We start from the raw sequence: 25,765 nt of genomic DNA on the forward strand, positions 1-25,765 counted from the left end.
CGCTTCACCCCGTGGCGACCCGACGCGAGAGCTCCATCCCCGGCCAGATTGACCTGCGCGAACGCATTCTCGACGCGCTCCGGGGATTGCTGAGCGAGCGCACCTTCGACGCGCTCAGCGTGGCAGAGATCATCAGTGCCGCCGGGGTGTCCCGGGCCAGCTTCTACTTCTATTTCACCGGCAAGCAGGCCGCGCTGGCCGAACTCGTACGCCGCGCCGTCGGAGCCGGTCACGAGGCGGCCGAGCCCTGGGTTCAGGCTGCGGCAGGCCCACATGAGACGCTGCGGGCGGGCATCGACGCCGGAGCCGCTCTCTGGTCGTCGAACGCGGCGGTGCTGCGCGCGATCGTGGAAAGCTGGCCCTCCGATCCGCTGCTCCGCGAGTTGTGGCTGGCCCAGATGCAGACGTTCACCGACGCCACGATCACCCGGATCGAAGCCGATCGGCGAACCGATCCAGCGGTCGCGGCGAGGTTGGCGAATGTCGACGTTCCCGCCCTGGCCGCGACGTTGACCTGGACGGGTGAGCGGCTGTATTACCTGGCCGCCTGTGGAGTGCCACCCTTCGACGACCGTGCCGTTCTGGTGGACACGCTGACCCACCTGTGGGTCTCCGCGCTGTACCACTGACCGACCGTCGGGTGCGACCACCCGGCGGCGGTCACCTGTCCCGGCAGCTCACGGCGGCGACCGTACGGCAATCATGACCGGGATCACACTAGGAGACCCCATCGGCGTGTGCCGACTTGAAGAAACGTTCAATTGCACATGTCAAGCATCTCGTGAGCTGGAGGGCGCGCGTGGTACCGCTGTATCAGAGGAAGGCGGAGTTCTTCCGCACCCTCGGCCACCCCGTCCGGATCCGGGTGCTGGAGTTGCTGGGCGACGGGCCGCTTGCCGTCCGCGATCTGCTCGCCGACGTGGAGATCGAGGCGTCGAGCCTGTCGCAGCAGTTGGCGGTCCTGCGCCGGGCCGGGATCGTGACCTCCCGCCGGGACGGCGGCTCCGTCGTCTACGAGTTGGCCGGACCGGACGTCGCGGATCTCATGGCGGCGGCGCGGCGCTTCCTCACCGAGATGATCGAAGGGCAGTCGGAGCTGCTTGAGGCGCTGCGCGACGAACCGGCCGCCACCCGATGAGCGCCCTCACCCGGCTGCTGCCCGCCCGCGCCGACCTGGCCCGCATGCTGCACCGTCCCCGTACCGATCTGGTCGCCGGGCTCACCGTGGCGGTCGTCGCGTTGCCGCTGGCACTGGGCTTCGGGGTGTCCTCCGGGCTCGGTGCGGCGGCGGGCTTGGCCACCGCCATCGTCGCCGGCGCCCTGGCCGCCCTGTTCGGCGGGTCGAACCTGCAGGTCTCCGGTCCTACCGGGGCGATGACCGTGGTGCTCGTCCCGATCGTGCACCGTTACGGGCCAGGTGGCGTACTCACCGTCGGGCTGATCGCGGGAGTCTTCCTGGTCGCCCTGGCCGTCATGCGCGCCGGTCGGTACGTCCGCTACGTGCCCGCTCCCGTGGTCGAGGGGTTCACCGTCGGCATCGCCGCCGTCATCTTCCTTCAGCAGGTCCCGGCGGCGCTCGGCGTCGAGGCGTCCGGTGGCGAGAAGGTCACCGTGGCGGCTTGGCAGGCCGTCGTCGGTTTCGCCCGCACGCCGCACTGGGCCGCACTCGGCCTGGCGCTCGGCGTCGCCGCCGTCATGCTCATCGGCGCACGCTGGCGGCCGACCATTCCGTTCTCACTGCTCGCCGTGGCCACGGCCACCCTCGCCACGGCGTTGTCGGGACTGTCCGTCGGCACCATCGGCGCTCTGCCGGCCACCCTGCCCGCCCCGACGCTCGGCTTCCTGGAGCCGGCCGCCGTCCCCGGCCTGCTGACGTCCGCGCTGGCCGTGGCGGCCCTGGCCGCGTTGGAGAGCCTGCTGTCGGCGACGGTCGCCGACGGCATGAGCGTCGGGCAGCGGCACGATCCCGACCGGGAGTTGTTCGGCCAGGGCATCGCCAACCTGGTCACGCCGCTGTTCGGCGGCGTGCCGGCCACCGCCGCCATCGCGCGTACCGCCGTCAACGTGCGGGCGGGCGCCCAGTCGCGGCTCGCGTCGCTCACCCACGCGGCGACCCTCGCCGTCATCATGTTCGCCGCCGCGCCGCTGGTGGCGCACATTCCGCTAGCGGCGCTCGCCGGGGTCCTGCTCGCCACGGCGGTACGCATGGTGGAGGTCGGTTCGCTGGCGGCGTTGGCGCGTTCCACCCGCTCCGACGCGGTGATCATGGCGCTGACAGCTGCCGCCACCCTGGCCCTCGATCTGGTCGCCGCCGTCGGCATCGGGCTGGTCCTCGCCTGCATCCTGGCGATCCGCCGCATCGCCCGCGCGACCACCCTGGAGACGGTGCCCCTCGACGTCACCGACCATCAGGACGAAGAGGCCGCCCTGCTGCGGGAGCACATCGTCGCGTACCGGCTGGAAGGCCCGCTGTTCTTCGCCGCCGCCCACCGTTTCCTGCTCGACCTGTCCGAAGTCGCCGACGTACGCGTGGTGATCCTGCGGATGTCGCGCGTGCTGACGATCGACGGCACCGGGGCGACGGTGCTCCGGGACGCCGTCGAACGCCTCGAACGGCGCGGTATCGCCGTCTACCTGTCCGGTCTGCGCCCCGGCCACGACCGGGCCGTCGCCGCCATCGGCATCCTGCCCCGGCTCACCGCGCAAGGCCGGGTCTTCCCCGACACGCCGCACGCCATCGCGGCCGCTCGCGCGTACCTCCAGGGCGAGGGGTCGAAGCACACCCTGGTCGCGGCGGGCGCACCGGTGACCGCCGAACCACGGTGACCGGTCAGCCGGCGGACGGCGGCGACGGCACGTCGCTGCGAACCGCCACCTGGCAGAGCTGCTCGCCCGCCAGCACGACCGAGTGGATCGTGCGGTAGCCGTCGCGGGGTTCGCGGCTGATCAGGAAGACCGGGTGGCCGTCGCCGACCGGCGTGATGCCGGGCAACTCCTTCTCGATCAGCGTGTTCCACCCGAGGACGTCCTGAAAGGACGGCTCGGCGACCGGATAGTCGAGGTGGTGCTGTCGCAGCCAGGTCGCGGCCTGCGAGGAGCACGATCCCCAGTACTCCCCCTCGAAGGAGTGGCGCGCGTTCGCGTACCCGCCGACGATCGGGCTGAAGTAGGCGTACTCATAGGGATAGATCTGGAGACTGGCCACGACGGCCTCGGCCTGCCCGACGATCGCAAGCCCGACGACGGCCGCGGCCCAGGCCAGGCGGCCGGAGCGGGCGACGGCTCGGACCACCGCGAGCAGCACGCCGGTGGCGATCAGGATCAGTCCGGGAACGATGTAGAGGAATTGCCGCAGCGAGTTGTAGAGGGTCGGCCGCAGCACGATCAGCAGGATCAGCGGCACCGCCACGTAGGCCGCCAGCACCAGATAACGCCCGTCGGAGGGACCACGCCGCCACCACGGCGCACCCGCCGAGGCCACCACGAGCAGGATCAGCGGCAGCGGCGAGCCGATGATCAACCAGAGGGGCGCGTAATGCCAGGGCACCTGGGGCGCGGGGACCATCGCGCCCAGGTAGAGGATCTCGTGGTTCCACTGGTACTTCGACATCGAAGCGACCGCGTCCAGCGCACCGGAAACCGGCCGGACGAGAAGGTACGGCCAGGTCAGCGACATCGCGAGGTAGCAGGTGGAGACGATCAGCAGCAATGAGCCGAACTGACGCGACAGTTCGGCCCGGACCGCCTCCGCCCCCTCGGGCCGGCGCCTGATCCAGAAGGCGGCGATCAGCACGGCCAGCACCACGAACCAGGCCAGCGCGTTGACCCGGATCGCCGCGGCGAACCCGATCGCCGAGCCGAGGGCGGCGTCCTGGAGCAGCTCGAACCGGCGCTCGCCGGACTGCCAGCGGCGGACCGTCCGCAAGACCAGCCACAGCACGACGATCATCGCGACCGTGAACGGGACATCCTTGGAGTTGTTGAAGATCGAGCCGGTATAGCGCGGATAGAGCGCCAGACCGACCGCCGCGGTGAAGGCGCCCCAGGGTCCGGCGACCTCCCGGCCGCACAGGGCGATCGCCAGGATGCCGAGCAGGCCGGTGACGCCGCCGATCACCGACCGCGTCCGCCACTGCTCGCCGGTCAGCTTCTGCACCGCCGCGACGATCAGCTCGTACGCCGACCCGTGCTGCGGCATGTACAGCTCGGGCGCCATCTCCAGGAACGACCGGTCCTGCCCCCAGCTGAGGTAGAAGGCCAATACGCGCTGGCCGTAGTCGTCCTGCATCCATTCGTCGAAGGCCCGGCCGTGGACCGCGTGCTGCGTCGCGACGAACACCGTCAGCAGACCGAACAGCACTGCGAGCAAGATGTACGGCGCGCGGGCGAACCTTCCGGCACCAATCCCCGTCGATGTCGTCACGATGACTGTCTACGGTAGAACGTGGTTTTCGGGAAGTTCCGTCCCACCTCCTAGACTCCGCTGAGCGAACACCGAGGTGATCGATGCCGCGCTCGCGCGGCCACCGGATCTCTGCCCCGACGACACAGCCGATTGCCCGAGCGAGACGTGGTCGAAACCCCCGCAAATGAACCTAGGCTGGACCTATGCCCGAAGCGCACAGGCCGCAGCGCCCCCGGTGGCTGGCCGCCGCCGCGCTGGTGGTCGCGCTGTGCGCGGTGGCGGTGATCCCCACTGTGCCCCAATCCGCGCAGACCGGCATATACCTCGCGTTCTCCTGGCTCGCCATCCTGCCCACGCTGTACGGCTTGCGGCACAGCCCGTCACGGCTCCGGAACCAATGGCGGCTGATCTTCGCCGCGATTCTGCTCGGCGCGGCCGGCAACACCATTCACCTGTGGCTGCCCAACCAAGGCATCATCGACGCCGTGGCCAGCCTGCTGCTTCTCACCGCCGCGGCCGGGCTGGTGATCAAACGCGGGGGCAACGACTACAGCGGACTGATCGACGCCAGTCTGGCCGCCTTCTCGCTCGGCGGGCTGATGTGGGTCCTGATCCTGCAACCGCGAATGGCCACGAGCGACTTGAACTCGGCCGAGGCGGCCGCCCTCGCCGCGATCGTGCTGCTGCTGTGCGGCACCTGGGGCGCGCTGATCCGGCTGGTCGAGACCGATCGGAACCGTACGCGCGCGCTGCGCCTGCTGCTGGTGGCGCTCACCTTCAACCTGGCCGGGTTCGTCCTGACGGGCTGGGGCGGGCAACCGGCTCGGATCATCGCGGTGATGTCGTTCATGGTCGCCTACATCGCGCTGTCCGTCGTCGGGTTCGACCCCTCGATGCGCCGGCTGGCCCGGCCCGAGCCCCAGCGCCACGACCGCCTGAGCTTCACCCGGCTCACCCTGCTGGGCCTGGCCCTCAGCGTGCCCGCCATCGTCAACGCGATCCTGCTGGCGATCGGCAAGCCGGTCGACGCGACCTTCAGCATCCTCGTGGGCGTGGTCATGGTGCCGCTGGTCATGCTGCGGATCGGCCTGCTGGCGGCCAACCGGGACCGGCTCGCCGCCGCACTGGCCGTCGAGGCCGACCACGATCCGCTGACCGGACTGCTCAACCGGCGCGCGTTCACCGAGGCGCTCGACAGGGAGCTGAAGTCTCCCCGCGACTGCACTCTGATCTTCTGCGATCTCGACGACTTCAAGCGAGTCAACGACCGCTTCGGGCATGCGGCCGGAGATCGCCTGCTCATCGAGATCGCCGACCGGCTCCGGCAGAGCGTCCGCGCCGACGACCACGTGGGCCGGTTCGGCGGCGACGAGTTCCTGGCCCTGCTGCGCAACTGCGGTCCAGACCGCGTAGCCGGCGCCGTGGAACGCGTGCGGTCGGCCCTCGCGCAACCGTTCGAAGGTTCCCTGGACGGGGTGAGCGTAGGCGCGAGCCTGGGCGCGGTCGTCAGCGAGGCCGCCACCCGGGACGGCACCGACGTCGACGACCTGATCCGGGCCGCCGACGAAGCGATGTACGCGCAGAAGCAGATCGTGCCGATCAAGGGCCCGATGGAGCAGCCGGTGGAGCGCACTTTTCCGAGGCCGTAGCCGCACCTCGGCGCGGCCGGTACCCCACGAAACCGCGAAGTTCTCGGTGTTCCGAATACGTCCTGGTCACGTGCGTGCCGAGGAGCTGGTGAGAACTACCACGTCCGCGACTGCCACGGCCGGCGGAAAGCGATCACTACAGTCCACGACCATGCGAAGCCTCAGATCTGTCTGCTCAGTCGTGCTCGCCGGGATGCTGGCGGCCGGTTGCAACCCCTTCAGCAGTTCCGCCGATTCCAGCGGTGACGCCGGCAGCAGCGGCGGTACGCCGTTGCCCGTGTCCATCACCGGACCGCAGACCGATGTCGTCGGCCGCGGCGACAGCGACCTGCTGCGGATCAAGCCCGCCCCGGCGGCGAGCGCACCGGTGCGGGAGAAGATCGAGCACGCCCTGCGCGAGGACGTCCTGTCGACTGTGCGCGTCCTCGGGACGACCAGCGCCACCTGCGCCGGCGGCATCACGATGAAGGCCGGCGCGGTCAGCGAGTGCGTGGTGACCTACCAGGGCGTCGACGTGCCCTACGAGGTCAAGATCAGCGACAGGTACACCGACGGGGCCATGGTCTTCAGCTACACCAAGAAGCCCACAAAGGGACTCCTCGTCGCCAAGGTGATCTACAACCTGATGAACGAGCGGTACGGGGCGGAGTCCGGGCGTACCGACGCCAGCAAGCTCGCGTGCGACGAACTGCCGGCGGCCAAGGTGATCGACTTCGGCTCCGACACCGGCTACACCTGCCAGTACTGGACCAAGTACGCCAAGGACGGCAAGCCCGGTTACGTCACCCTGAAGATCACGATGGGGAAGACGAGCACCAGCTTCGGCTTCGACGAGGTCCGTTAGCCGACCCCCGACGGGCGTCGTCGGCGGCTGCCCGCGACGCCCTAGCGCGGGCGGCTGATCCGCCACCAGTCGGCGGTGCTGGCGGCGTCCTGCGACCAGAATTCCAGCAGGTCGCCGGGCGCCAACCCCAGCGCCCGCTCGATCTCGGCGGCGGTCAGGCTCCGCAGCGACTCCGACAGCGACCGGGTCAGGTCCTGCCAATACCCGCGCAGCGTGGACTCGCTGACGAACAGCTGCTTGGCGACCTGGGCGTAGGTGAGGCCACGCGCCCGGCCGTGCAGGATCTGCCGCTGACGTTCGCTGAGCATGGTGATGCAGTCCCGGCGGACCAGCACCTCCAGAATGCCCACCACCGACTGCGGTACGACCGTGCCACCCGCCGCGACCTCCAGGAACATCTGCTGCGCCCGATCGGTCGGCAGCGCCTTGGACACGACGCCGCTCGCGCCCGCGGCGATGCACGCCGCCAGGACGAACCGGCGTTCCTCCTGGCTGTAGACGCAGATGCGATAGCCCCGAGCGGTCAGCGCCCGGATGGCCGCGATCCCCTGCCGGGCGTCCGGCTGTTGTTCGAGGTTGACCAGGTGCAGGTCGAGCAGCACCAGATCCACCGCCGGGGCGGTGGCCAGCAGGTCCTCCACCGTGGCCGTGGCCGTCACGACATCGAGGTCCGGCATCAGCAGCCCCAGCGACGCGCGGATCAGCGACGCGTCGTCGACGACCGCGACCGTCGGCCTCATCGGGCGTCCGCCAGCCGGTCGTGTCCCTCACCCTGATCCGACGGCGGGCACGATCCGCTGATCGTCACGGTAGTGCCCTCCCCCGGCGCGGAGGCGATCGCGACGTCGAGTCCCCGGTGCTGCAATTCACCGATGACGACATCGCGCAGTCCCACACCGGGCGCCACCGAGTCCGCGTCATATCCGATGCCGTCGTCGCTGACCGTCAAGGCCCACCGTCCGGGAGAGTCCTCGTCCAGGTGGATCACGACGTTATGGGCTTGTGCGTGGGCGCGGACGTTGAGCAGCAAGCTCTCCAGCGCGCTTTCGACAGCCTCCGCGTCCCCGGCCGGGAGCCGCACCGACGCGCCCAGGTCCAGCAGCGTATCGGCGTGCAGATCGGCGAACCGATCACACATGCGTTCCACCAGCGGAGCGAGAGTGACCGGGCCGCCGCCGTCCACCCGTTCGTCATCCTCCGTCGCAGTGGAGCGCCCACGCAGGTAGGCACGCATCCGCTGCACCTCCACCTCGGCGAGATCGGCCAGGCCGGAACGCGGCCCGCCGGGAGTCGAGTTCGCCAGCAGTTGCATGACCGCGACCCCGTTGTGCATCAGCACCCGGGCCCGGCGTTCCTCCTCGCCGCGAGCCAGCTCGGCGACCAGTGCGCGGGAGGCGTCGGCATCATGGGCGATGCGGCGGATGTAGTTGAACAACATGCGGGCCACCACGGCGTACACGACGTAGGTCAACTCGTTGCCCATCGCGGTGGTGGTCATCCCGGCGCCGTTGTCACCGAGGTACACCAGGTAGCAGACGACCACGCTGACCAGGCCGCCGGCCCAGAGCACGAGACTGCGTACGCCGCTGGCCGTGATGACGACCGACAACGCGTACCCGGGCTGGTAGGCGACCCAGGTGCCGAAGCGCTCCCCCGGCGCCAGGACGTGCGGCGCGAGCACGAGCAGCGTGCAGGCCAGCGCGAAGTCGGCGGTGGACGCGGCGGCCCCTAGCGGCCGTCTGCGGATCAGGGTCACGACGGTCACCAGGACCGACGCACCGGCCGCCGCCAGCCAGCAAGCCAGGTACGCGCTGTCGCGTGGCGAGGAGGCCAGGCCGACCTGGACCGCGGGGACCATCTGAGCGACCGTCCCCAACCGAACCCCGGCGATGAAGTAGGTGAACACCCGCTCGACGCCGACCTTGGTCGTCGGCAGGTCAGTGACACGCCATAGTGCGTTCCGCCCCGCCATCGCGCCCCCAAATGGCCGTCGGCCTCACCGGCCCAGCCCCGGCGAAGCGCGCCGTCAATGTACTGCAGGCGAGGGGGTGTTCGACAGGCTCAGCGGGACGACGCCGACTGCGACAATGCGATCGGCTGAATGCGCTTTCTCCATCAGCCGACCGGCCACCATCCCGCCCGGGGCCAGGCGAGACTCGCGGAGGATCAGCCGACGTCACCGGGTCCTGGTGCGGCCCTTTGCTTCCCGGCCGCACCAGGACCACGAGCATCACACCAGGTTCGCCAAGGCGCGATAGGTGTTCGTGCCCGGTACGCCGTCGAGCGGGCCGGTGTAGCCGCCGATCTGCGCCAGCCGCTGCAACGCGACATACGTCCCCGAGCCGGGCAAACCGTCGATCAGGCCGGAGTAGCCGGATCCGCGAAGACACGACTGGATGCCGCGCCAGCTGTAGGACCCCAGCACTCCGTCGACCGGCCCGCTGTAGCCGCCCAGCTTGGCCATGCGCTGCATGGCGGCGTACGTGGTGGCGCCGGGCACGCCGTCGATCGGCCCGGTGTAGCCGAACCGGCGTAGCACGGTCTGCACGCCCTTCCAGCTGTTGACACCCATCGCACCGTCGATCGGACCGGTGTAGCCGCCCGCGGCGGCCAGGGTCTGCAGGCCCTTGTAGGTGGTGGTGCCGGGGGCGCCGTCCAGCGGTCCGCTGTAGCCGTATCCGCGCAGCACCGTCTGGACACCCTTCCAGGTGTTGCCGCCGGGAACCCCGTCGATCGGGCCGGTGTACCCACCACCCACGGCGATCTTCTGGAGCACAGCGCCGTCCGCGGTCGAGATCGGCCCCGGCCCACCGCTGGTCACGGTCAAGTAGGTGCGCAGGGCCGCGAACGTGTTCGTCCCGGGTACGCCGTCGATCGGGCCGGTGTAGCCGTAGTCGGCCGCCAGCCGCTGCAGACCGCTGTACGTGTTCGACCCGGGTACGCCGTCGACAGGGCCGGTGTAGTAGCCGCCCGCAGACAGGACCGCTTGGACGCCCTTCCAGCTGTTGGCGCCCAGGACGCCGTCGACCGGACCGGTGTAGCCGCCCCGCTGCGCGATCTGCTGCAGCGTCTTGGCGTCCGCGGTGGCGATGCTTACGTTGCCGTCGACCTGGGACAGGTAGGTGCGCAGCCCCGAGTACGAGTTGGGGCCGAGGACGCCGTCGACCGGACCGGTGTAGCCACCGCGCTGGGCCAGCAACTGGAGTCCCTTGTAGGTGTTCGTCCCCGGTACGCCGTCGACCGGCCCGCTGTACAGGCCGAGCTGGGTGAGCAGCGTCTGAATGCCTTTCCAGCTATTCGGGCCGAGGACGCCGTCGACCGGCCCCGTGTACCCGCCGAGCTGCGCGATCCGTTGCAGGGTGACGCCGTCGGTGAGGGAGACGTCCGGCGCCGGATCGGGCACCGGGTTCGGTCCCGCCGGTGGCAGGGTCGCGCTGCCGAACGCGTCGGCCTTCGCCAGGTTCAGGTCGACGGTGACGCCCTTGACCGAGCCGGAGCTGCTGAACTGGTGGATCGCCCAGGTCGGATAGGCGGTCCCGATGCGCGGGCTGCCGGCCGGCGCTCCGTAGTCGGCGATCCACAGCTTCGCCCCGGTCGCCTGGGTCTGCGTCCAGGTACGCGAGGTGAGCAGCGCCGAATAGGTGTAGAGGAACGGCGTCGCGCCGAGACGGGCCTTGACGATGCCGATGAAGCTCGCCGTCTGCGCGTCCGTCCATACCGGACTCTGGTCGACTCCTTCGACGTCGATCATCAGCGGATCGCCGGCCCGGTAGTCGTGCAGGTGGCCGAGGAAGTAGTCCGCGTCGCCGGAGGCCGTCCCCCAGCCCGTCATCCAGTAGTGGCCGACGAGGAAACCGGCCGCCCGGGCGGCGTCGACCTGCCGGACGTAGTACGGGGACGTGTAGGGCAGATGGGTGCCGTCGTTGGATCCGCCGGACTTCACGACGCAGAACCGGAATCCCGCGCTGCGGGCGGCCAGGAAGTCGAGGCTCGCCTGGCTGGTGCCGACGTCGATGCCGTAGATCAGGCTGGTGTCGGGCGTGGGGCCCGGCGCGGGCGGCGACGACGGCGGATGCGCGGCCAGCCAGGTCGCCACGCCGCGAATCGTGTTGGGTCCGAGGATGCCGTCGATGGGACCGGTGTAGCCGCCGTCGCGAGCAAGGCTCTGGATCGCCTTGTAGGTGTTGGTGCCCGGTACGCCGTCGATCGGCCCCGTGTACCCGTAGCCGCGAACGGCGGTCTGCACACCTTTCCAGCTGTTGACGCCCATGACGCCGTCGACCGGGCCGGTGTAGCCGCCGCGCTGCGCCAGGGTTTGCAGAACCTTCTGATCTTCGGTCGTCAACGTATACGAGCTGCCACCCGTGCCGGGCGTGCCGACGTCCGCCATGCGGGAGCCGACGTTGTCGAGCGTCCAACCCAGGTAGACGAGTCCGGTCAGCGAGTTGTAGCGGGCCACGGACTGTGTGCCGATGCAGTAGCCGCCGGGTGCGAAGTCCTCGCCGCCGGACAGGTGGGAGGTCGCCATCAGGCAGCGGGTGCCGCCGCCGTCGAGGTCCAGCGCGACGTGCCCCGGGTCGCCCGGATCGCCCCACCAGTGGAACGCACCCCGGGGCGCGGCCGAGTAGTCGTGATTGTCCGGTCCGGAGGCAAGATATGCCTGGTACGCGGTTGGCGCGGAGCCGGCCAGGTCACAGGCGCGGAACATCAGCGCCTGGCACATGCCGGACCAGTTGTAGCCGTTGTAGAAGCCACCGCCACCGGCGTCGGTGACGTGCTGGCGGGCCCATGATTCGGCCCCGGCGACCGTTCTTGTCAACGCTCACTCCTAGATTCGCAGCGCGGCGACGCGCCTCGCGGGTTCGCCGCGAACGTCGTCATGGGTCAGGCCACCGAGATGCGGGCGACGGCGAGAATGGTCTCGGATCCGACCAGTTGGGCACGCAATACCGGGTCGGCGCCGGTGTTCCGGGTCGGCACCGGGCCGACGCGGAGCCGGTCGTCCAGGCGTACGCTCCCGGCGTCGTCCAGATCGAGATCGACGTATCCGTGCCGACGCGGCCGCTTCAGCCCCGCCGACGTCTCGAACCAGACGCTGGCCCGCACCGAGTCAGCGGCGCTGATCGAGAACCGGACCCGCTGACCGGCCATCGGGCGGCCACCCGCGGTCAGGGTGAACGTCACGCCGACGGCCTGGGCGCCCGCAGTGTCCGCCGGCTGCCACGAATAGTCGCCAGCGGAGAACCTTCCCCGTGGTCCAGGCACGGCCGCCGACGCGCCGGTGCCGTCGATGCCCAGGAGGAGCCCGGGCACGAGCGCACTGGCGCCGTAGAGCACGGCCCGCCGGGGTACGCCCCGCGGCCGGTCAGACGGGTCAGACATCCTGCCTCCAATCGATAGGCTGAGCTGGATAGCCGATGACGAGCCGGGTCGCACGACCACGGCCGACGATGGTCACGGACGGTCCCAGACGGGCGCTGCGCCAGATCCGCGCGAGTGTGCGTCTCATCCCAAACACCTCACAACTCGGTAGCCGAAACCAATGGCAGTCGATGTGTGAACGGATAAATCCCCTGGTCTTCGGCCTACTTGGCCGACGATCAGAGGGCAATGGGTGATCGAACTGCTTCATCGTCGCCCCTCGCGCGGGCGTCGTGACCCCACGAATCCGCGAAGTTTGCCGTGGACCCGGGTGACCGTCGCCAAGCGACCGATCTACATGCCTACATCCGCGCCCGAAGCACGTCGACCTCGCAGCCTGGCGCGGTCGGGTCGAAGCCGTGCTCGGACAGCCAGCGGATCGCGAGCAGACTGCGTAGCGACCACCACGCGCGGATCACGTCGAGATCGACGTCGGCGCCGTAGCCGACGAGGACGTCACCGAGGTGCTCCTCATGTCCCAGCGTCAAGACGGCCAGGTCGTAGAGGGCGTCGCCGGAGGCCGCCTCGGACCAGTCGATGACGCCGGTCACCTCGTCACCGTCGAGGAAGACGTGGCTGACCTGCAGATCGCCGTGGGTGAACGCCGGCGTCCAGGGTCGCAATGCCGCTTCGGCGACCTGTCGATTGCGGGCGACCAGGTCGGCGGGCAGTACGCCGCTCGTGACGAGCCACTCGCATTCGGCGTCCAGTTCGGACGCTATTCCATCGAGGCTCGGGCCTGGCCAGGGCGGCAGCGGCGCGTCGTGCAGTCGTCGCACGGTGGCGCCGGCAGCGGCCCACGCCTCCGGCGACGCGGTCGAGGGCTGCCCGAGTCGGCCGAGGGCCTTCCCCGGCACCGCGGCGAGCGCTAGCACCGGCGGCTTGCGCCATAAGACCGTCGGCGTCGGAAGCGGCGCCAGCGCCATCGCCTCGACCTCGACATCGATACGCGCCTGATCGGAGTCGATCTTCAGGAACACGTCACCGACGCGCAGGGTCGCCCGCTCGGCATGCGCCACGACGACCTCGACCTCAGTCACGCCGGTCATTATCGCGGCGACGACTTGCGAAGACACCCGAATTTGCCGCGGGCCCGCCCTGACCTGCCGACGCGCCGGCAGCCGGCCCAAGGACCGGCCGCCGGCGACAGGCTCACTTCAGGTGCGGCTTGACCTGCGAGGTGTAGATGCCTTCCAGTTTGGACCTCAGCTTGGCCATCTCGCCCGGGACCTCGCTGTTCTTGGTGAGGATCGCGGCGCACGCATTGGCCATCTCCTGGTCGGCTCCCGGCAGGAACACCCGGGCCCAGTCCTGATTGCGCGTGGCGGCGAGCTGGTCGATCGCCACCTTCGCCTGCGGCGCCTTGGCGATCAGCGAGGACGGGTCGGCCGACTTGCGTACCGGCATGTATCCGGTCGCCTGCGCGAACCGCAGGGTGTTCTCCGGCGACGTGAGGAACTTGATGAACGTCGCGGCGGCGAGCTGGTTTTCCGGCTTGATCTTCTTGGGGATGCCGACTCCGGCGCCTCCAGTCGGGCATACCGGTGTGGTCGCCGCGGGGCCGCCGGGCAGGAATCCGGCGCCGACGTCGAACTTGGCGACCTTGAGGATGCCGACGAGGCTGCCGGTCGACCCGACGGTCGCGCTGACGGCACCGGCCGACAGGTCGTTGGTCGAATCCTTGCCCGCCACCCCGGACCACTTGTTCTTGTAGACCGCGTCGGCGAGGAACTGCAACGCGGCGACGGATTCCGGCTTGTCGCACGTGATGTCGAAGGTGCCCTTCGCCGACCAGCTGCCACCCCAGCCCCAGAGGACGTTCTGGAAGCTCCAACCGGCGTACCCGGCGAGCGCGGGCAGCTGGAAGGCGTTCTGGATGCCCGCGTTGGCGGCCTTCAGCTTGGGCGCCCATTCGGCGAACTCGGTCCACGTCGTCGGCGCCCGGTCCGGCAGGCCAGCCGCCTGCCAGTGAGCCTTGTTCCAGTAGAAGAGCGGCGTGGACCGCGCCCACGGCATCGCCCAGGTCGCGCCGTCGTACTTGTAGTCGGTGAGCAGCTGCTCCCGGTAGTCGCCGGTATCCCAGTTGAGCGCGGTGAACAACGAGTCCAGCGGGATGATCGAATCCTGCAGGTAGTAGCGGAACCACCACACGTCCGACAGCACCACCAGGTCGGGCAGCTTGCCACCGGCCTGGGCGGCCTGGAACTTCTGGGCGATGTCCTCGTAGTTCGAGCCGGCGGTCACCAGCTGTACGCGGATGTCGGACTGGCTCTGGTGGAAGGCGTCGATGATCTGCTGCGTGATCTCCTGGGAGGACCCGGGGTTCGACGACCAGAAGGTGATCTCGCCGGCCGGCTTGACGCCGGTGAAGTCGATCTGCTGCGGCTTGCCGGAGGTCGGGCCGGACGACGTCGACGGCCCGCTGCAGGCGGACAACGCCGTCGCGGACAGTCCGGCGGCGGCCAGGCTGAGGAATCCTCTTCTGCTCAGTTCACTCGATTGCCGGGCGGGATGCGACGGGGACACGGTGCACCTCCTGGTTGGTGGACGGAATCACCCCTTGACGCCGCCTTGGGTCAAGCCGGTGACGATGTGGCGCTGCAGGGCGGCGAACACCACGAGGACGGGAAGCAGGACCATGACGGTGCCAGCCATGACGATGCCGTAGGAGGCGGCCGAGTTCTCACTGTTCTGCAACAGGGTCAGCCCCACCGGCAAGGTCATCATCTGCGGGTCCGAGACGATGACCAGCGGCCAGAGATAGTCGTTCCACTCGAACACGATGTTGACCAGGGCCACCGTGGCTATGCTCGGCGCGGCCATCGGCACCACCATGTGCCACAGGCGCCGCCAGTGCCCGGCCCCGTCGACCTGTGCGGCGTCGATGACCTCGGTGGGCAGGGTCAGGAAGCTCTGCCGCAGCAGGAAGGTCCCGAAGCCGGTGGCCAGTCCGGGCAGGATGATGCCCCAGTAGGTGTCCTGCCCGCCGAGGCCGCTGACGAACACGAAGTTCGGCACGACGCTGACCTGTGGCGGCACCATGAGCGTCGCCAGCACGGCCCAGAACACGTACTTGCGGCCGGGGAACTGGACGAACACCAGCGCGTAGGCGGTGAAGACGGCCAGCAGCACCTTGATCCCCGCCCCGACCACGGTCACGATCGCCGAGTTGAGGAAGAGGCGCGGGAAGGGCACGATCCGCGCCGCCTCGGAGTAGTTGGCCGGATGCCACGGGTCGGGGAGAACGACGAGCTTCTGCGTGATGACGTCGGCCGGTGCTTTGAACGACGACAGGATCAGGTACGCCAACGGCAGCACGACGACCAGGATGGCGAGCATGATTGGCAGGTAGTCGGCGACCAGCGCGGCGGCGAGGTTGCGGCGCGACAGCGGCCGGGATTCGGCGGTCACCGGTAATGCACCCGCTTCTCGAGGAAGACCAGTTGGAGCAGGGTCAGGATCACCAGTAACCCGAAGAGCACCGTCGAGAGCATCGCCGAATAACCTGCCTGGTTGTAGCCACCGAACGCCCGCAGATAGGCGTCGTAGATGAGCGTCGTGGTGCCGCGGCCCAGCGGCGTCATGACCCGGATCAGGTCGAAGGCCTGCAGCGAGTTGAGGGTGCTGGTCACCATGAGGAAGAAGGTCGTCGGCGACAGCAACGGGAAGACGACCGAGAAGAACTTCCGCCGCGCGCTCGCTCCGTCGATGGCGGCGGCCTCCAGGACGTCGGAGGAGATCGCCTGCAGGCCGGCCAGATAGATCACGGCGGCGTAGCCGAGGTTCTTCCAGACGTAGACGAGGACCACCATCACCAGGCTCAGCGTCTCGTTGTTGAACCACTGCGGGCTGGTGAGGCCGAACCCGCGCAGGATCGCACCGAGCGCGCCGACGGTGGGGTCGAAGATGTACTGCCAGGCGAGCCCGACGCCCACCCCGGACAGCACGAACGGGGAGAACACCGTGGCGCGGGCCAGCCCGGCCCCGCGGACCTTGCGGTTGAGGGCCAGCGCGACCAGCAGCCCCAGCGCCATCGACAGCAGCACGGTCGCGAGGGTGAACACCGCCGTCGTGAGGAAGACCTGTCCCGCTTCGGCGGACTGGAAGAAGTCGGCGTAGTTGGCCAGGCCCACCGGCCGGGCGGTCGGTGCGCCCAGCGTCCAGTCCAATGTCGAGTAGTACATGTTGAGCAAGAGCGGGCGGTAGGTGAACACGGCGATCAGCGCCAGGTTCGGCACGGCGAAGGCCAGGAAGATCGCCGCCTCACGGATCGCCCGGCGACGCCGTCCCCGCCTGGCCCGGTGGCTCGGCTCCGCGGCGGAGGACTCCAGCAGCGGCGGCTCCGTGCTCGGTTTGATCTCCGCAACCATGATCGGCAGCTAACCGACGCCAGATGTACGAACGATAACTAAAAGGTGAATATATAACATCGATGATCAGCAGTCTGGCCGTTCGCCTGTCGCGGCCCGTCCATCGAGCCTTGCCGTCCTGCCTGCCGGGGCGTTAGGATTTGGTCATTCGCCCAAGGCAGTTGCCCAGGGCGCACGCCCAAGTGGAGGACGGCGCATGGCGGAGACGGCGGCGGAGCGGGGACGCCTAGCCCGGCAGCGGCTGCTGACCGCGGCAGCTCAGCTGATCGGGGAGGTGGGCTGGACCGCGGTGAGTACGCGGCTGGTCGCTCAACGGGCCGGAGTGCTGCCCGGCGTCGTGCACTACCACTTCCCTTCCGTTCAGGCGTTGTTGTCCGACGCGGCGCTGGGCGCGATCGGCGAGATGGTCGACGGCATCGGGCCGATGCTGCAGCAGGCGACCTCGGCGGCCGACGGCGTGGACGCGATGCTGACCGTGCTCGGCGGGTTCACCGGCACGGACCCGATGTCGCTGCTGTTCGGCGAGACCTACCTGGCCGCCACCCGGGACGAGCAGTTGCGGATCGCGCTGGGGTCGCTCGTCGACCGGTTCCGGGCCGAGGTGACCGAGTGGCTGGCCGCTGCCGGGCTGGCCGATCCGGCGGCGATCGCCACCCTGCTCCTGGCGACGCTCGACGGATTCGTGCTGCACAAGGCGCTCAGCCCGGAGTTGACCGTGGAGGCGATCCGGCCGGCGGTGCGCCGGCTGGTGAGCACGGACAGGTGAGGAGACGACGATGCGGACAGTCGTAGTGGGGGCCGGCATCGCCGGTTTGGCGGTGGCGCACCGCCTGGCGGAGCTGGGCGCTCAGGTGACGGTGGCGGAGAAGGCTCCAGGGCCCCGTCACCAGGGCTACATGATCGACTTCTTCGGACCGGGATACGAGGCCGCGCAGCGGATGGGGCTGCTGCCCCGGCTCCGGGAGCTCGGATATCACGTCCAGCGGTTCAGCTACGTCGACGACCGTGGTGAGGTCCGGGCCAGCATGGACTACCAGCGGTTCGAGAAGGCCGCCAGCGGCGGCATCGTCAGCATCATGCGTCCCGATCTGGAGCGGGCCCTGCGCGAGGCCGTCGCCGATCGGGTCGACCTGCGCTACGGCACCAGCGTCACCGACATCGACAACCGCTCCGACGGTGTGTCCGTCGTCCTGTCCGACGGCACGACGATGGAAGCCGACCTGCTCATCGGCGCCGACGGGATTCATTCGGCCACGCGGACGGCGATCTTCGGGCCCGAGCGCATTTACCTCCGTTACCTCGGGTTCCACACCGCGGCGTACGTGTTCGACGATCCGGACATTCACGCGCAGGTCGCGGACGGCTTCTTCCTCACCGACAGCGTCGACGCGCAGATGGGCTTCTACGGTCTGCGCGACGGCCGGGTGGCGGCCTTCACCGTTCACCGGGCGCCTGATCCGGCGCTTCCGGCCGATCCTCGCGCGGCCATCCGGCATACCTATCGCGACTTGGGCTGGCTGACCCCGACTGCGCTGGCGGAGTGCCCGGAAGCCTCGGAGATCTACTACGACCAGGTCGCCCAGATCGAGATGCGGCAGTGGGTCGACGGCCGGGTCCTCCTGCTCGGCGACTCCGCGTACGCGGTGTCTTTGCTGGCCGGGCAGGGCGCGTCCCTGGCGGTGGCGGGCGCCTACGTTCTGGGCCGTCAACTGGCCGAGTCCGGCGACGTCGATCGTTCACTGGCCGAGTTCGTACGCCGCTGGCACCCGGTCGTGACCGAACGCCAGCGGATCGGCCGCCGGGGCGCCGGCTGGTTCCTGCCGGCCAGCCCGACGCAGGTGCGGCTCCGGCGCCTGGCCGTCAAGGCGATGCGGCTGCCGGGGCTGGACCGGTGGCTGGGCACCGCGCTGATCGGCAAGAACCACACGCCGATCGACACCATCGCGATCGGCACGGCCTGACCGGTGCACCCAACCTTTCCGCGGCCCGGTCGCGTTACAGAGGGTTGTGAGGTCTGACGACGGTTTCCGGGAGTTCGTGGTGGCGTCCTCGCCCGCGCTGTCGCGGGTGGCGTACCTGCTGACCGGCGATCATCAGCTGGCCGAGGATCTGCTGCAATCGGCGCTGGCCAGCACCTATCGTCACTGGCGCCGGATCCGCGACGGCAATCCGGCGGCGTATGTGCGCCAGGTGATGCATCGGGAGCAGATCTCCTGGTGGCGGCGAAGGCGACCGGCCGAACGGCTGTCCGGTGAAGCCCCCGAGCACAGGCAGGCCGGCGATCTCGCCGCCGAGGCGGTGAACCGGATAGCCCTGGTGCAGGCGCTGGCCCACCTGGCACCGCGCCAGCGGGCCGTGATCGTGCTGCGCTTCTACGACGATCTCACCGAGGCGGAGACCGCCCGGATTCTGGGTTGCTCGGTCGGGACGGTCAAACGGCAGACCCACGATGCGCTGGCCCGGCTTCGCACTCTGCTCCCGGCCGGTCTTCAGACGGAGGTGTCCTCGTGATCACCGAACTGCGCGACGCTCTGCGTGCCGAAGCCGGCGCCGTCCCGGCGTACGCGGTCTACGAGCGGGCGGTGCGCACCGCCCGCCGCCGTCGGCGTACGCGCTGGGGTGCGTGTCTCGCCGCCGCCGCCGTGCTGGCGATCCTGGCCACCTCCGGCGTTCCGGGCGCACTTCTGGCGGATCCGCCGCCGATCGGATCGGTCGACGGGCGGCCGTCCATCCCTGATCGGCTGGCGTTCCCACCCGCGTTCTGGCCGAGCGTCACCGGCAGCCCGCCGGGACCGGCGTCGGTGCTGTTCGGTGGGACAGGTTTCGCCGTCGACCGCCCGCTGCGGCTGCTGGACGACGAAGGCGACCTCGCCGTCGTGGGCGCGACCTCCGACGTGTATCGGATGATGCGCGTCGGATTCGAGGTGCACGCGGGCGAGGAGGTCCTGCTCTCCCCCGACGGCAACAGCCTCGCGGTGCCCTCGGGCTTCGGCCTGCGGGCCGGGATCCTCGACCTGAGCACCGGTGAGGAGACCCGGCTGACGGGGTTCTCCGACACCGAGTACGTGACACCGTTGGCGTGGTCGCCCGACGGGCACACCCTGGCCGTCAAGGTGGTTCCCGGCGGCGCGGAGTACCCGCAGTTCGGGCTGGTCGACCTTCCCGGCGGAGCGATCCGGAAGAGCCCGTCGCCGTTCGGCTCCGAATCGATGCCGGGCTTCGACGCCGCCTTCTCCCCCGACGGACGACTGTTCGCGTACGCGGCCGACGGTGAGATCGTCGTCGTGCGAAGCGACCTGACGGAGCTCGCCCGGATCGCCACGCCGGGCCGAGCCTGGCTGGCCGGAAAGGGCGCCTGGGCGCCGGACGGACGGCTCATGACATGGGAGATCACGGACGACACCTGGCGACTGCGCGGCGTCGACCTGGCCGCGAAACTTTCCGGTTATCCGCTGCTGACCAGCGCAGATCCCGAGTGGACGGTCACCGCTCCCGACCTGGCGGCCGTACGCCTGCTCGGCTGGACCGGCGGGCAGCCGATCGTCGCCGTCTACCAGCGGGAACCGAGCAGCACCGTCGGTCCACCAACGACGTACTACCAGGATGTCCACTCGGTCGCCGTGTGGCGGCTCACCGCAACCGGTCATCAGGTGCTGCTCACCGCCCCGCACAACCTCATGTCGATCGACATCGCCGACGCCGCTCTCGCCACCGGCGAGGTCCGGGCCGCCGATCCGCCCCGATTCGGCCTCGTCACCGTCCTCGCCGTCGTGGTGCCCGTTACTTTCGTGGTGACGCTCGGCTGGGCGCTGGTCCGTCGGGTACGGCGTACTGCCCGCAGACGCGGAATCCCGCCGATGTCGTCGTAAAACTGCGGCGGTCAGGCGCTTCGGACGATCTCGGCCAGGATCGCGACGGCCGCGGTCAGCTCGTCGGGCGTGTGCGCCGCGTAGCCGAGGACCAGACCCGGGTGGCCGTCGGTGAGCCGGCACGCCGACAGCGCCACCGGCGCCAGCCCGGCTCGGCGCGCGGCCGCCGCGACGGCCGCGTCGTCGACACCGGCGGGCAGTTGCAGCACCAGATGCAGCCCGGCGGCGACGCCGTGGATCGGCATACCCGGGAGGAACTCGGTGAGGGCGGCGACGAGGGCGTCGCGGCGCGTCCGGTACGTGCGCCGGGCACGCCGCAGGTGCCGGTCGTAGCCACCACTGCCCAGCAGGTGGGCGAAGGCGTACTGCTCCAGTGCCGGGCCACCGAGGTCGATCGAGCGCTGCTGGGTGCGTATCGCTGGAAGATGCTCGACCGGCGCGGACAGCCAGCCGAGGCGCAGCGCCGGAGCGAGCGCCTTGCTCGCGGAGCCGACGGCGACGGTGACGTCCGGCGCGATGCCCTGCAGGCAGCCGACCGGATCACGGTCGTAGCGGAACTCCGCGTCGTAGTCGTCCTCGATGATGAGCCCGCCGGTGCGACGGGCCCAGGCGATCACCTGCGTGCGCCGCGCGGGCGACAGCACGACGCCGGTCGGGAACTGATGCGCGGGCGTGAGCACGACGGCGCGCGCCGCTGAGCGCGACAGCTCGTCCACATCGATGCCCTGAGCGTCGACGGGCACCGGCAGCACGGGCAGCGCGGTGGCGAGCTGGTCGTGCACGCCGCGGCTGCCCGGGTCCTCGATGGCCACGCAGCGGTGCCCGGCCGCGGCCAGCATCCGGGACAAAATCGTGAAGGCCTGAGCCGCGCCCGAGGTCAACAGCAGGTCCGCGGCGGTCACCCGGGCCGCGCGGACGCGGCCCAGATAGGCGGCGAGCTGCTCGCGGACCGCCAGGGGTCCGGCGGGATCGCCATAGTCCAGGACCGCGTCGGTCATCGTCGTCAGCACCTGCTCGTACGCACGACGCCAGGCGCCGCGTGGGAACAGCCCGAGGTCGGGTACGCCGGGCCGCAGGGGACGCAGTCCCACCGGGACGAAGTCGACCGTCGCCGTCGCCTCCCGCATCGGGACGGCGGCCGCGACGGTGGTGCCCGAACCACGGCGTCCCACCAGCCAGCCCTCAGCGACCAGCTGTTCGTACGCCTCCACCACGACGCCCCGGGAGACGCTCAGGTCGACGGCCAGTTCACGGGTGGACGGCAGGCGGCTGCCGGCCGGGAGACGTCGTTGTTCGATCGCCGTACGCAAGGCGGCGGTCAACCGTCCGGCCACCCCGCGGCCCTGCTTGTCGAACTCGACGAGCGCCTCCAAGTGGTCCTCCAATTCTCCCAGCCATTGGTCCTTAATCGAGAACCACTTGCAGCCTACCGTCGAGATCATGACGTTCTCGGCCCGCACCGCGTACGCGCTGTGCACCCTCGGCATGGTCATCGTCGGCAGTTCCGTGGCGACCAGCCGGGCGATAATCGACTATCCGCTGCTGACCGGACAGGCGATGCGGTACGCCGTAGCCGCGGTCCTGTTGTTCGGACTCGCTCGGCTGTTGCCGCCGCCCACCCGGTCCCGGCCCACCGGCCGAGATCTCGGCCTGCTCATCGGGCTCGGCGTCACAGGCCTGGCCCTGTTCAACGTATGCGTCCTGGTCGGGCTGCGGCACGCCGAACCGGCCGTCATCGGAACCGCGGTCGGCGCCGCGCCGCTCGCCCTGGCCGTGCTCGGCCCGCTGATCGCCCGGCGACGACCCGCCGGCCGCCTCGTCGTGGCAGCCGCCGTCGTGGTGGCCGGCACCGCCTTGGTCGAGGGATTCGGCCGCACCGACGGCATCGGTCTGGCCGCCGCCGCGGGCGCGCTCGCCTGCGAGACGGCGTTCTCCCTGCTCGCCGCGCCCATGTTGGACAGCCTCGGCGCCGTCCTCGTCTCCGCGTACAGCTGTCTGCTCGCGGTGCCGGTGCTGCTGGCCGGAGCGCTGATCCTCGGGGAGACCGCCGCCTGGCGGCTGCCCAGCCCGAGCGAGGCTGCGGCGTTGGCGTACCTGGCGGTGTTCGTCACCGTCGCGGCGTTCCTCGCCTGGTTCCTCGGGCTGCAGCGGCTGGGCGTGGAACGGGCCGGCATCATCGTCGGCGTCCTCCCCCTCGCGACCCTCGCCACGACCGTCCTGATGGACCACCACCTACCACCGGCAGCCGCGACAGCGGGCGTCGTCATCGTCGCGGCGGGCCTGGCGCTCCCGCACCTGAAGCTCCGCAAGCCGTACGGCATGGGCGCCGGCGGCACGGGTAACGGAGCGAGATGCAGGCGAATGAACTGGTCGACCTCGAACGAGCAGGCTGGGCCGCGTTGTCCTCGACCGCGGCTGAGGCAACCGACTTCTACGAGCGCGTCCTCGACCGCGATGTCCTGATGCTGCTGCCTGGCGGACTGGTGCTCGACGATCGGGCCGCGATCGTCAAGGCGATGGCCGGACAGCCGTGGTCCTACTACGAGCTGCAGGACATCAGGGTCTTGTCACCCACTCCTGACGTCGGCGTGGTCACCTATGCCGTGGTGGCCCAGCGCACCGGCTCTCCGGCGTACACGGCTCTCTTGAGCAGCACCTACGTCCGGCGCTCCGAGGGCTGGAAACTCCTCTTCCACCAGCAGACCCCCCGGTGACCCGGAACTGCCGGGCGGGTACCGGTTTGCCTTCCGGTACCCGCCCGCAACTTTCGGCGCTCACGACGCCAGAACGTCCCTTTCGACGCCTCCGCCACTGACCGGAATTGGCTCGTTCGCTGGTCCGAACTGGTGGTTCTAGCTCTGTAAGCACAGCGGCGCAGCAGGTTCCACAGCTCATCCTCTTTCCGGAAATATTTCGGAATCCCCGGTTGCGAACCTCAGCGAAACCGTGGCACGATCCCATCGACGCACGCCCATGCGGCACGCGCTGCCGAGCCGCAGCGCAGACCTCGAAGGAAGGCCACGATGACAATCCGTCCTCCTCAACATGCCGAGTCCCCCGGCACGCCCACCCGATTCCGCAAGGCCCTGCTCATCGGCGCGACGAGCGCGCTCGCCGTCGTGACCACTCTGCTGGTCATCCCAGACGCGAACGCTGCGGCGAGCACGCTGGGTGCGGCGGCCGCCCAGTCGGGCCGGTACTTCGGGACGGCGATCGCGGGTGGCCGGCTCGGCGACTCGACGTATACGACGATCGCCGGGCGCGAGTTCAACATGGTGACGGCCGAGAACGAGATGAAGATCGACGCCACCGAGCCCCAGCGCGGGCAGTTCACGTTCAGCGCGGGCGACAACATCTACAACTGGGCCACCCAGCGCGGCATGAAGGTACGCGGCCACACGCTTGCCTGGCACGCCCAGCAGCCGGGCTGGATGCAGAGCCTGTCGGGTTCGACGCTGCGTCAGGCGATGATCGATCACATCAACGGTGTGATGGCGCATTACAAGGGCAAGCTCGCCGCCTGGGACGTCGTCAACGAGGCGTTCAACGAGGACGGCAGCCGGCGGCAGTCCAACCTGCAGGGCACGGGCAACGACTGGATCGAAGTCGCGTTCCGCACCGCTCGCGCGGCCGATCCGTCGGTGAAGCTGTGCTACAACGACTACAACATCGAGAACTGGTCGTACGGCAAGACGCAGGGCGTCTACCGCATGATTCAGGACTTCAAGTCCCGGGGCGTGCCGATCGACTGCGTGGGGCTGCAGACCCACTTCACCGGCGGCAGTTCGCTGCCGAGCAACTTCCAGACCACGCTGTCGAGCTTCGCGGCGCTGGGCGTCGACGTGGCGCTGACCGAGGTCGACGTCACCAACGCGTCCACGTCGCAGTACGCCGGACTCACCCAGGCCTGCATGAACGTGTCCCGCTGCATCGGCATCACGGTGTGGGGCGTACGCGACAGCGACTCCTGGCGGTCCAGTGAGAGCCCGCTGCTGTTCGACAGCAGCGGACGGGCGAAGGCTGCGTACTCCTCCGTTCTCACCGTGCTGAACGGTGCCGGCCCGACGACGTCGCCGACGACCTCGCCGACCTCGGCCAGCCCGTCGCCCACCTCGTCCGCGGGCGGCGTGAACAAGATCGTGGGTACGCAATCAGGCCGGTGTATCGATGTGCCGAACTCCTCACGCACCAACGGCACCCGGGTGCAGTTGTACGACTGCCACGGCCTGGTCAACCAGCAGTGGACCTACACCGCCGGTCGTCAACTGCAGGTCTACGGCACGATGTGTCTGGACGCCGCCGGTTCGGGCAACGGCGCGGCTATCCAGATCTACAGCTGCAACGGGCAGACCAACCAGCAGTGGAACGTGAACTCCAACGGCACCATTACCGGTGTGCAGTCCGGACGGTGCCTCGACGTCTGGAGCACGGCCAACGGCGCCCAGGTCCAGATCTACGACTGCAACGGGCAGGCCAACCAGCAGTTCCACCTCGTACGGATCTGATACCCCAACCACCTGACGCCGGGAGGAGGGGCCTGATCGGTCTCTCCTCCCGGATCAGCCGTCGGTGTCGGTCGGTTCGACGCCTGAAAGGTGGCGAGCGGAAACGGTTCAGGCAGGCCGATACGTGCCGATGATCACGCCGGTGGTCGTGGTCAGACTGTCGACCAGGCGCAGCTTCTCCACGGTGTCGTCGTCGGCGAACAGCCGGCGGCCGCTCCCCAGGACAAGCGGGTGGATCAGCAGCAGATACTCGTCGATGAGATGCCGCCGCATGAGTTGCCGCACGACGTCGACGCTCCCGATGACGCTCAGCGTGCCGTCTTCGCCGGCCTTCAGCTGGGCGACGGAGTCCAGCAGATCGCCGGACAGCAGCGTGGAGTTGGCCCACGGCAACGGCTCGGTGAGGGTTCGCGACGCCACGTACTTGCGGGTGCGATTCAGCTTCTCGGTGAACGGGTTGCCGTCGGTCTGCCGGGGCCAGAAGGCGTACAGCGCCTCGTAGGTCCGGCGACCGAGCAGGAGCGCTCCTTCGGCGGCCATGCGTTCCCCCATGGCCTGGCCCATGACCTGGTCGGCGTAGGGCGGCGCCCAGCCGCCGTGGCGGAAGCCGTCGCGCGGATCCTCGTCCGATCGGCCCGGCGCCTGCGTCACACCGTCGAGGGTCATGCTCATCGTCACTACGATCTTCATGGCATCAGTCCT

The 25,765-nt window shown here is 69.6% G+C and carries 23 protein-coding genes; 12 read left to right on the forward strand and 11 right to left on the reverse strand.

Features of this window, described 5'->3' with window-relative positions; translation table 11 throughout:
- Positions 1-11: 11 nt before the first annotated feature.
- The 3 genes from AB0H43_RS05645 to AB0H43_RS05655 all read left to right on the forward strand — a co-directional run bounded on the left by AB0H43_RS05645 (position 12) and on the right by AB0H43_RS05655 (position 2,826).
- Positions 12-629, forward strand: coding sequence for a helix-turn-helix domain-containing protein (locus AB0H43_RS05645; protein WP_359996983.1), 618 nt, complete (start codon positions 12-14; stop codon positions 627-629).
- Positions 630-799: 170 nt separating this feature from the next.
- The gene (locus tag AB0H43_RS05650; RefSeq protein WP_359996985.1) at positions 800-1,138 is read left to right on the forward strand and encodes a metalloregulator ArsR/SmtB family transcription factor; all 339 of its coding nucleotides are present in this window, start codon (positions 800-802) and stop codon (positions 1,136-1,138) included.
- The gene (locus AB0H43_RS05655; protein WP_359996988.1) at positions 1,135-2,826 is read left to right on the forward strand and encodes a SulP family inorganic anion transporter; all 1,692 of its coding nucleotides are present in this window, start codon (positions 1,135-1,137) and stop codon (positions 2,824-2,826) included. Before AB0H43_RS05650 ends, AB0H43_RS05655 begins: the two co-directional genes overlap by 4 nt.
- Before the next feature lie 4 nt (positions 2,827-2,830).
- Here AB0H43_RS05655 and AB0H43_RS05660 read toward each other — a convergent pair whose 3' ends face one another.
- The gene (locus AB0H43_RS05660; protein ID WP_359996991.1) at positions 2,831-4,423 is read right to left on the reverse strand and encodes a hypothetical protein; all 1,593 of its coding nucleotides are present in this window, start codon (positions 4,421-4,423) and stop codon (positions 2,831-2,833) included.
- Positions 4,424-4,608: 185 nt separating this feature from the next.
- Here AB0H43_RS05660 and AB0H43_RS05665 point away from each other — a divergent pair, with 185 nt between their 5' ends.
- The gene (locus AB0H43_RS05665) at positions 4,609-6,054 is read left to right on the forward strand and encodes a GGDEF domain-containing protein (RefSeq protein WP_359996994.1); all 1,446 of its coding nucleotides are present in this window, start codon (positions 4,609-4,611) and stop codon (positions 6,052-6,054) included.
- 151 nt (positions 6,055-6,205) lie between these two features.
- The gene (locus AB0H43_RS05670; protein ID WP_359996997.1) at positions 6,206-6,898 is read left to right on the forward strand and encodes a hypothetical protein; all 693 of its coding nucleotides are present in this window, start codon (positions 6,206-6,208) and stop codon (positions 6,896-6,898) included.
- A 41-nt stretch (positions 6,899-6,939) separates the two neighbouring features.
- On the opposite strand, the gene AB0H43_RS05675 is transcribed toward AB0H43_RS05670, so the two are convergent.
- The 8 genes from AB0H43_RS05675 to AB0H43_RS05710 form a co-directional block, all read right to left on the reverse strand.
- Positions 6,940-7,638, reverse strand: a complete 699-nt coding sequence (locus tag AB0H43_RS05675; RefSeq protein WP_359997000.1) for a LuxR C-terminal-related transcriptional regulator — start codon at positions 7,636-7,638, stop codon at positions 6,940-6,942.
- Positions 7,635-8,870 carry an ATP-binding protein gene (locus tag AB0H43_RS05680; RefSeq protein WP_359997003.1) on the reverse strand — a complete coding sequence of 412 codons (1,236 nt, stop codon included), beginning with the start codon at positions 8,868-8,870 and terminating at the stop codon, positions 7,635-7,637. The genes AB0H43_RS05675 and AB0H43_RS05680 overlap by 4 nt, the downstream gene beginning before the upstream one ends.
- A gap of 258 nt (positions 8,871-9,128) precedes the next feature.
- Positions 9,129-11,717: a GH25 family lysozyme gene (locus tag AB0H43_RS05685; RefSeq protein WP_359997006.1), complete on the reverse strand. Its 2,589-nt coding sequence runs from the start codon at positions 11,715-11,717 to the stop codon at positions 9,129-9,131.
- A gap of 65 nt (positions 11,718-11,782) precedes the next feature.
- Positions 11,783-12,280 carry a hypothetical protein gene (locus tag AB0H43_RS05690; protein ID WP_359997009.1) on the reverse strand — a complete coding sequence of 166 codons (498 nt, stop codon included), beginning with the start codon at positions 12,278-12,280 and terminating at the stop codon, positions 11,783-11,785.
- A 341-nt stretch (positions 12,281-12,621) separates the two neighbouring features.
- Entirely contained in the window at positions 12,622-13,368 is a 747-nt protein-coding gene (locus AB0H43_RS05695) for an aminoglycoside phosphotransferase family protein (RefSeq protein ID WP_359997432.1), read from the reverse strand.
- A gap of 103 nt (positions 13,369-13,471) precedes the next feature.
- The gene (locus AB0H43_RS05700) at positions 13,472-14,845 is read right to left on the reverse strand and encodes an ABC transporter substrate-binding protein (protein WP_359997011.1); all 1,374 of its coding nucleotides are present in this window, start codon (positions 14,843-14,845) and stop codon (positions 13,472-13,474) included.
- Positions 14,846-14,872: 27 nt separating this feature from the next.
- The gene (locus AB0H43_RS05705) at positions 14,873-15,730 is read right to left on the reverse strand and encodes a carbohydrate ABC transporter permease (protein ID WP_359997014.1); all 858 of its coding nucleotides are present in this window, start codon (positions 15,728-15,730) and stop codon (positions 14,873-14,875) included.
- Entirely contained in the window at positions 15,727-16,689 is a 963-nt protein-coding gene (locus AB0H43_RS05710; RefSeq protein ID WP_359997017.1) for a sugar ABC transporter permease, read from the reverse strand. The genes AB0H43_RS05705 and AB0H43_RS05710 overlap by 4 nt, the downstream gene beginning before the upstream one ends.
- A gap of 196 nt (positions 16,690-16,885) precedes the next feature.
- On the opposite strand from AB0H43_RS05710, the gene AB0H43_RS05715 reads away from it, so the two are divergent.
- The 4 genes from AB0H43_RS05715 to AB0H43_RS05730 are packed head-to-tail and all read left to right on the forward strand — an operon-like array spanning position 16,886 to position 20,558.
- A complete protein-coding gene (locus AB0H43_RS05715; RefSeq protein WP_359997020.1) occupies positions 16,886-17,455 on the forward strand; it encodes a TetR/AcrR family transcriptional regulator in 570 nt (189 codons plus the stop codon).
- 10 nt (positions 17,456-17,465) lie between these two features.
- Complete coding sequence (locus tag AB0H43_RS05720; RefSeq protein ID WP_359997023.1) at positions 17,466-18,650, forward strand: FAD-dependent oxidoreductase; 1,185 nt, start codon at positions 17,466-17,468, stop codon at positions 18,648-18,650.
- Between the two features lie 46 nt (positions 18,651-18,696).
- Positions 18,697-19,200, forward strand: coding sequence for a SigE family RNA polymerase sigma factor (locus AB0H43_RS05725; RefSeq protein WP_359997026.1), 504 nt, complete (start codon positions 18,697-18,699; stop codon positions 19,198-19,200).
- Positions 19,197-20,558 (forward strand): hypothetical protein, encoded by a 1,362-nt coding sequence (locus tag AB0H43_RS05730; RefSeq protein ID WP_359997029.1) that lies wholly within the window; start codon positions 19,197-19,199, stop codon positions 20,556-20,558. Before AB0H43_RS05725 ends, AB0H43_RS05730 begins: the two co-directional genes overlap by 4 nt.
- 11 nt (positions 20,559-20,569) lie before the next feature.
- Here AB0H43_RS05730 and AB0H43_RS05735 read toward each other — a convergent pair whose 3' ends face one another.
- Positions 20,570-22,036, reverse strand: coding sequence for a PLP-dependent aminotransferase family protein (locus AB0H43_RS05735; protein WP_359997032.1), 1,467 nt, complete (start codon positions 22,034-22,036; stop codon positions 20,570-20,572).
- On the opposite strand from AB0H43_RS05735, the gene AB0H43_RS05740 reads away from it, so the two are divergent.
- From AB0H43_RS05740 to AB0H43_RS05750, 3 genes are all read left to right on the forward strand, one after another.
- Positions 21,999-23,021: a DMT family transporter gene (locus AB0H43_RS05740; RefSeq protein ID WP_359997035.1), complete on the forward strand. Its 1,023-nt coding sequence runs from the start codon at positions 21,999-22,001 to the stop codon at positions 23,019-23,021. The genes AB0H43_RS05735 and AB0H43_RS05740 overlap by 38 nt on opposite strands.
- Positions 22,910-23,272: a nuclear transport factor 2 family protein gene (locus tag AB0H43_RS05745; RefSeq protein WP_359997038.1), complete on the forward strand. Its 363-nt coding sequence runs from the start codon at positions 22,910-22,912 to the stop codon at positions 23,270-23,272. The genes AB0H43_RS05740 and AB0H43_RS05745 overlap by 112 nt, the downstream gene beginning before the upstream one ends.
- A gap of 309 nt (positions 23,273-23,581) precedes the next feature.
- Positions 23,582-25,063, forward strand: coding sequence for an endo-1,4-beta-xylanase (locus AB0H43_RS05750; protein ID WP_359997041.1), 1,482 nt, complete (start codon positions 23,582-23,584; stop codon positions 25,061-25,063).
- 108 nt (positions 25,064-25,171) lie between these two features.
- Here AB0H43_RS05750 and AB0H43_RS05755 read toward each other — a convergent pair whose 3' ends face one another.
- Entirely contained in the window at positions 25,172-25,753 is a 582-nt protein-coding gene (locus AB0H43_RS05755; protein WP_359997044.1) for a dihydrofolate reductase family protein, read from the reverse strand.
- Positions 25,754-25,765 lie beyond the last annotated feature (12 nt).

Origin of the sequence: Hamadaea sp. NPDC050747 (assembly GCF_040654195.1) — a bacterium.
In the GTDB taxonomy this organism is placed as follows: Bacteria; Actinomycetota; Actinomycetes; order Mycobacteriales; family Micromonosporaceae; genus Hamadaea.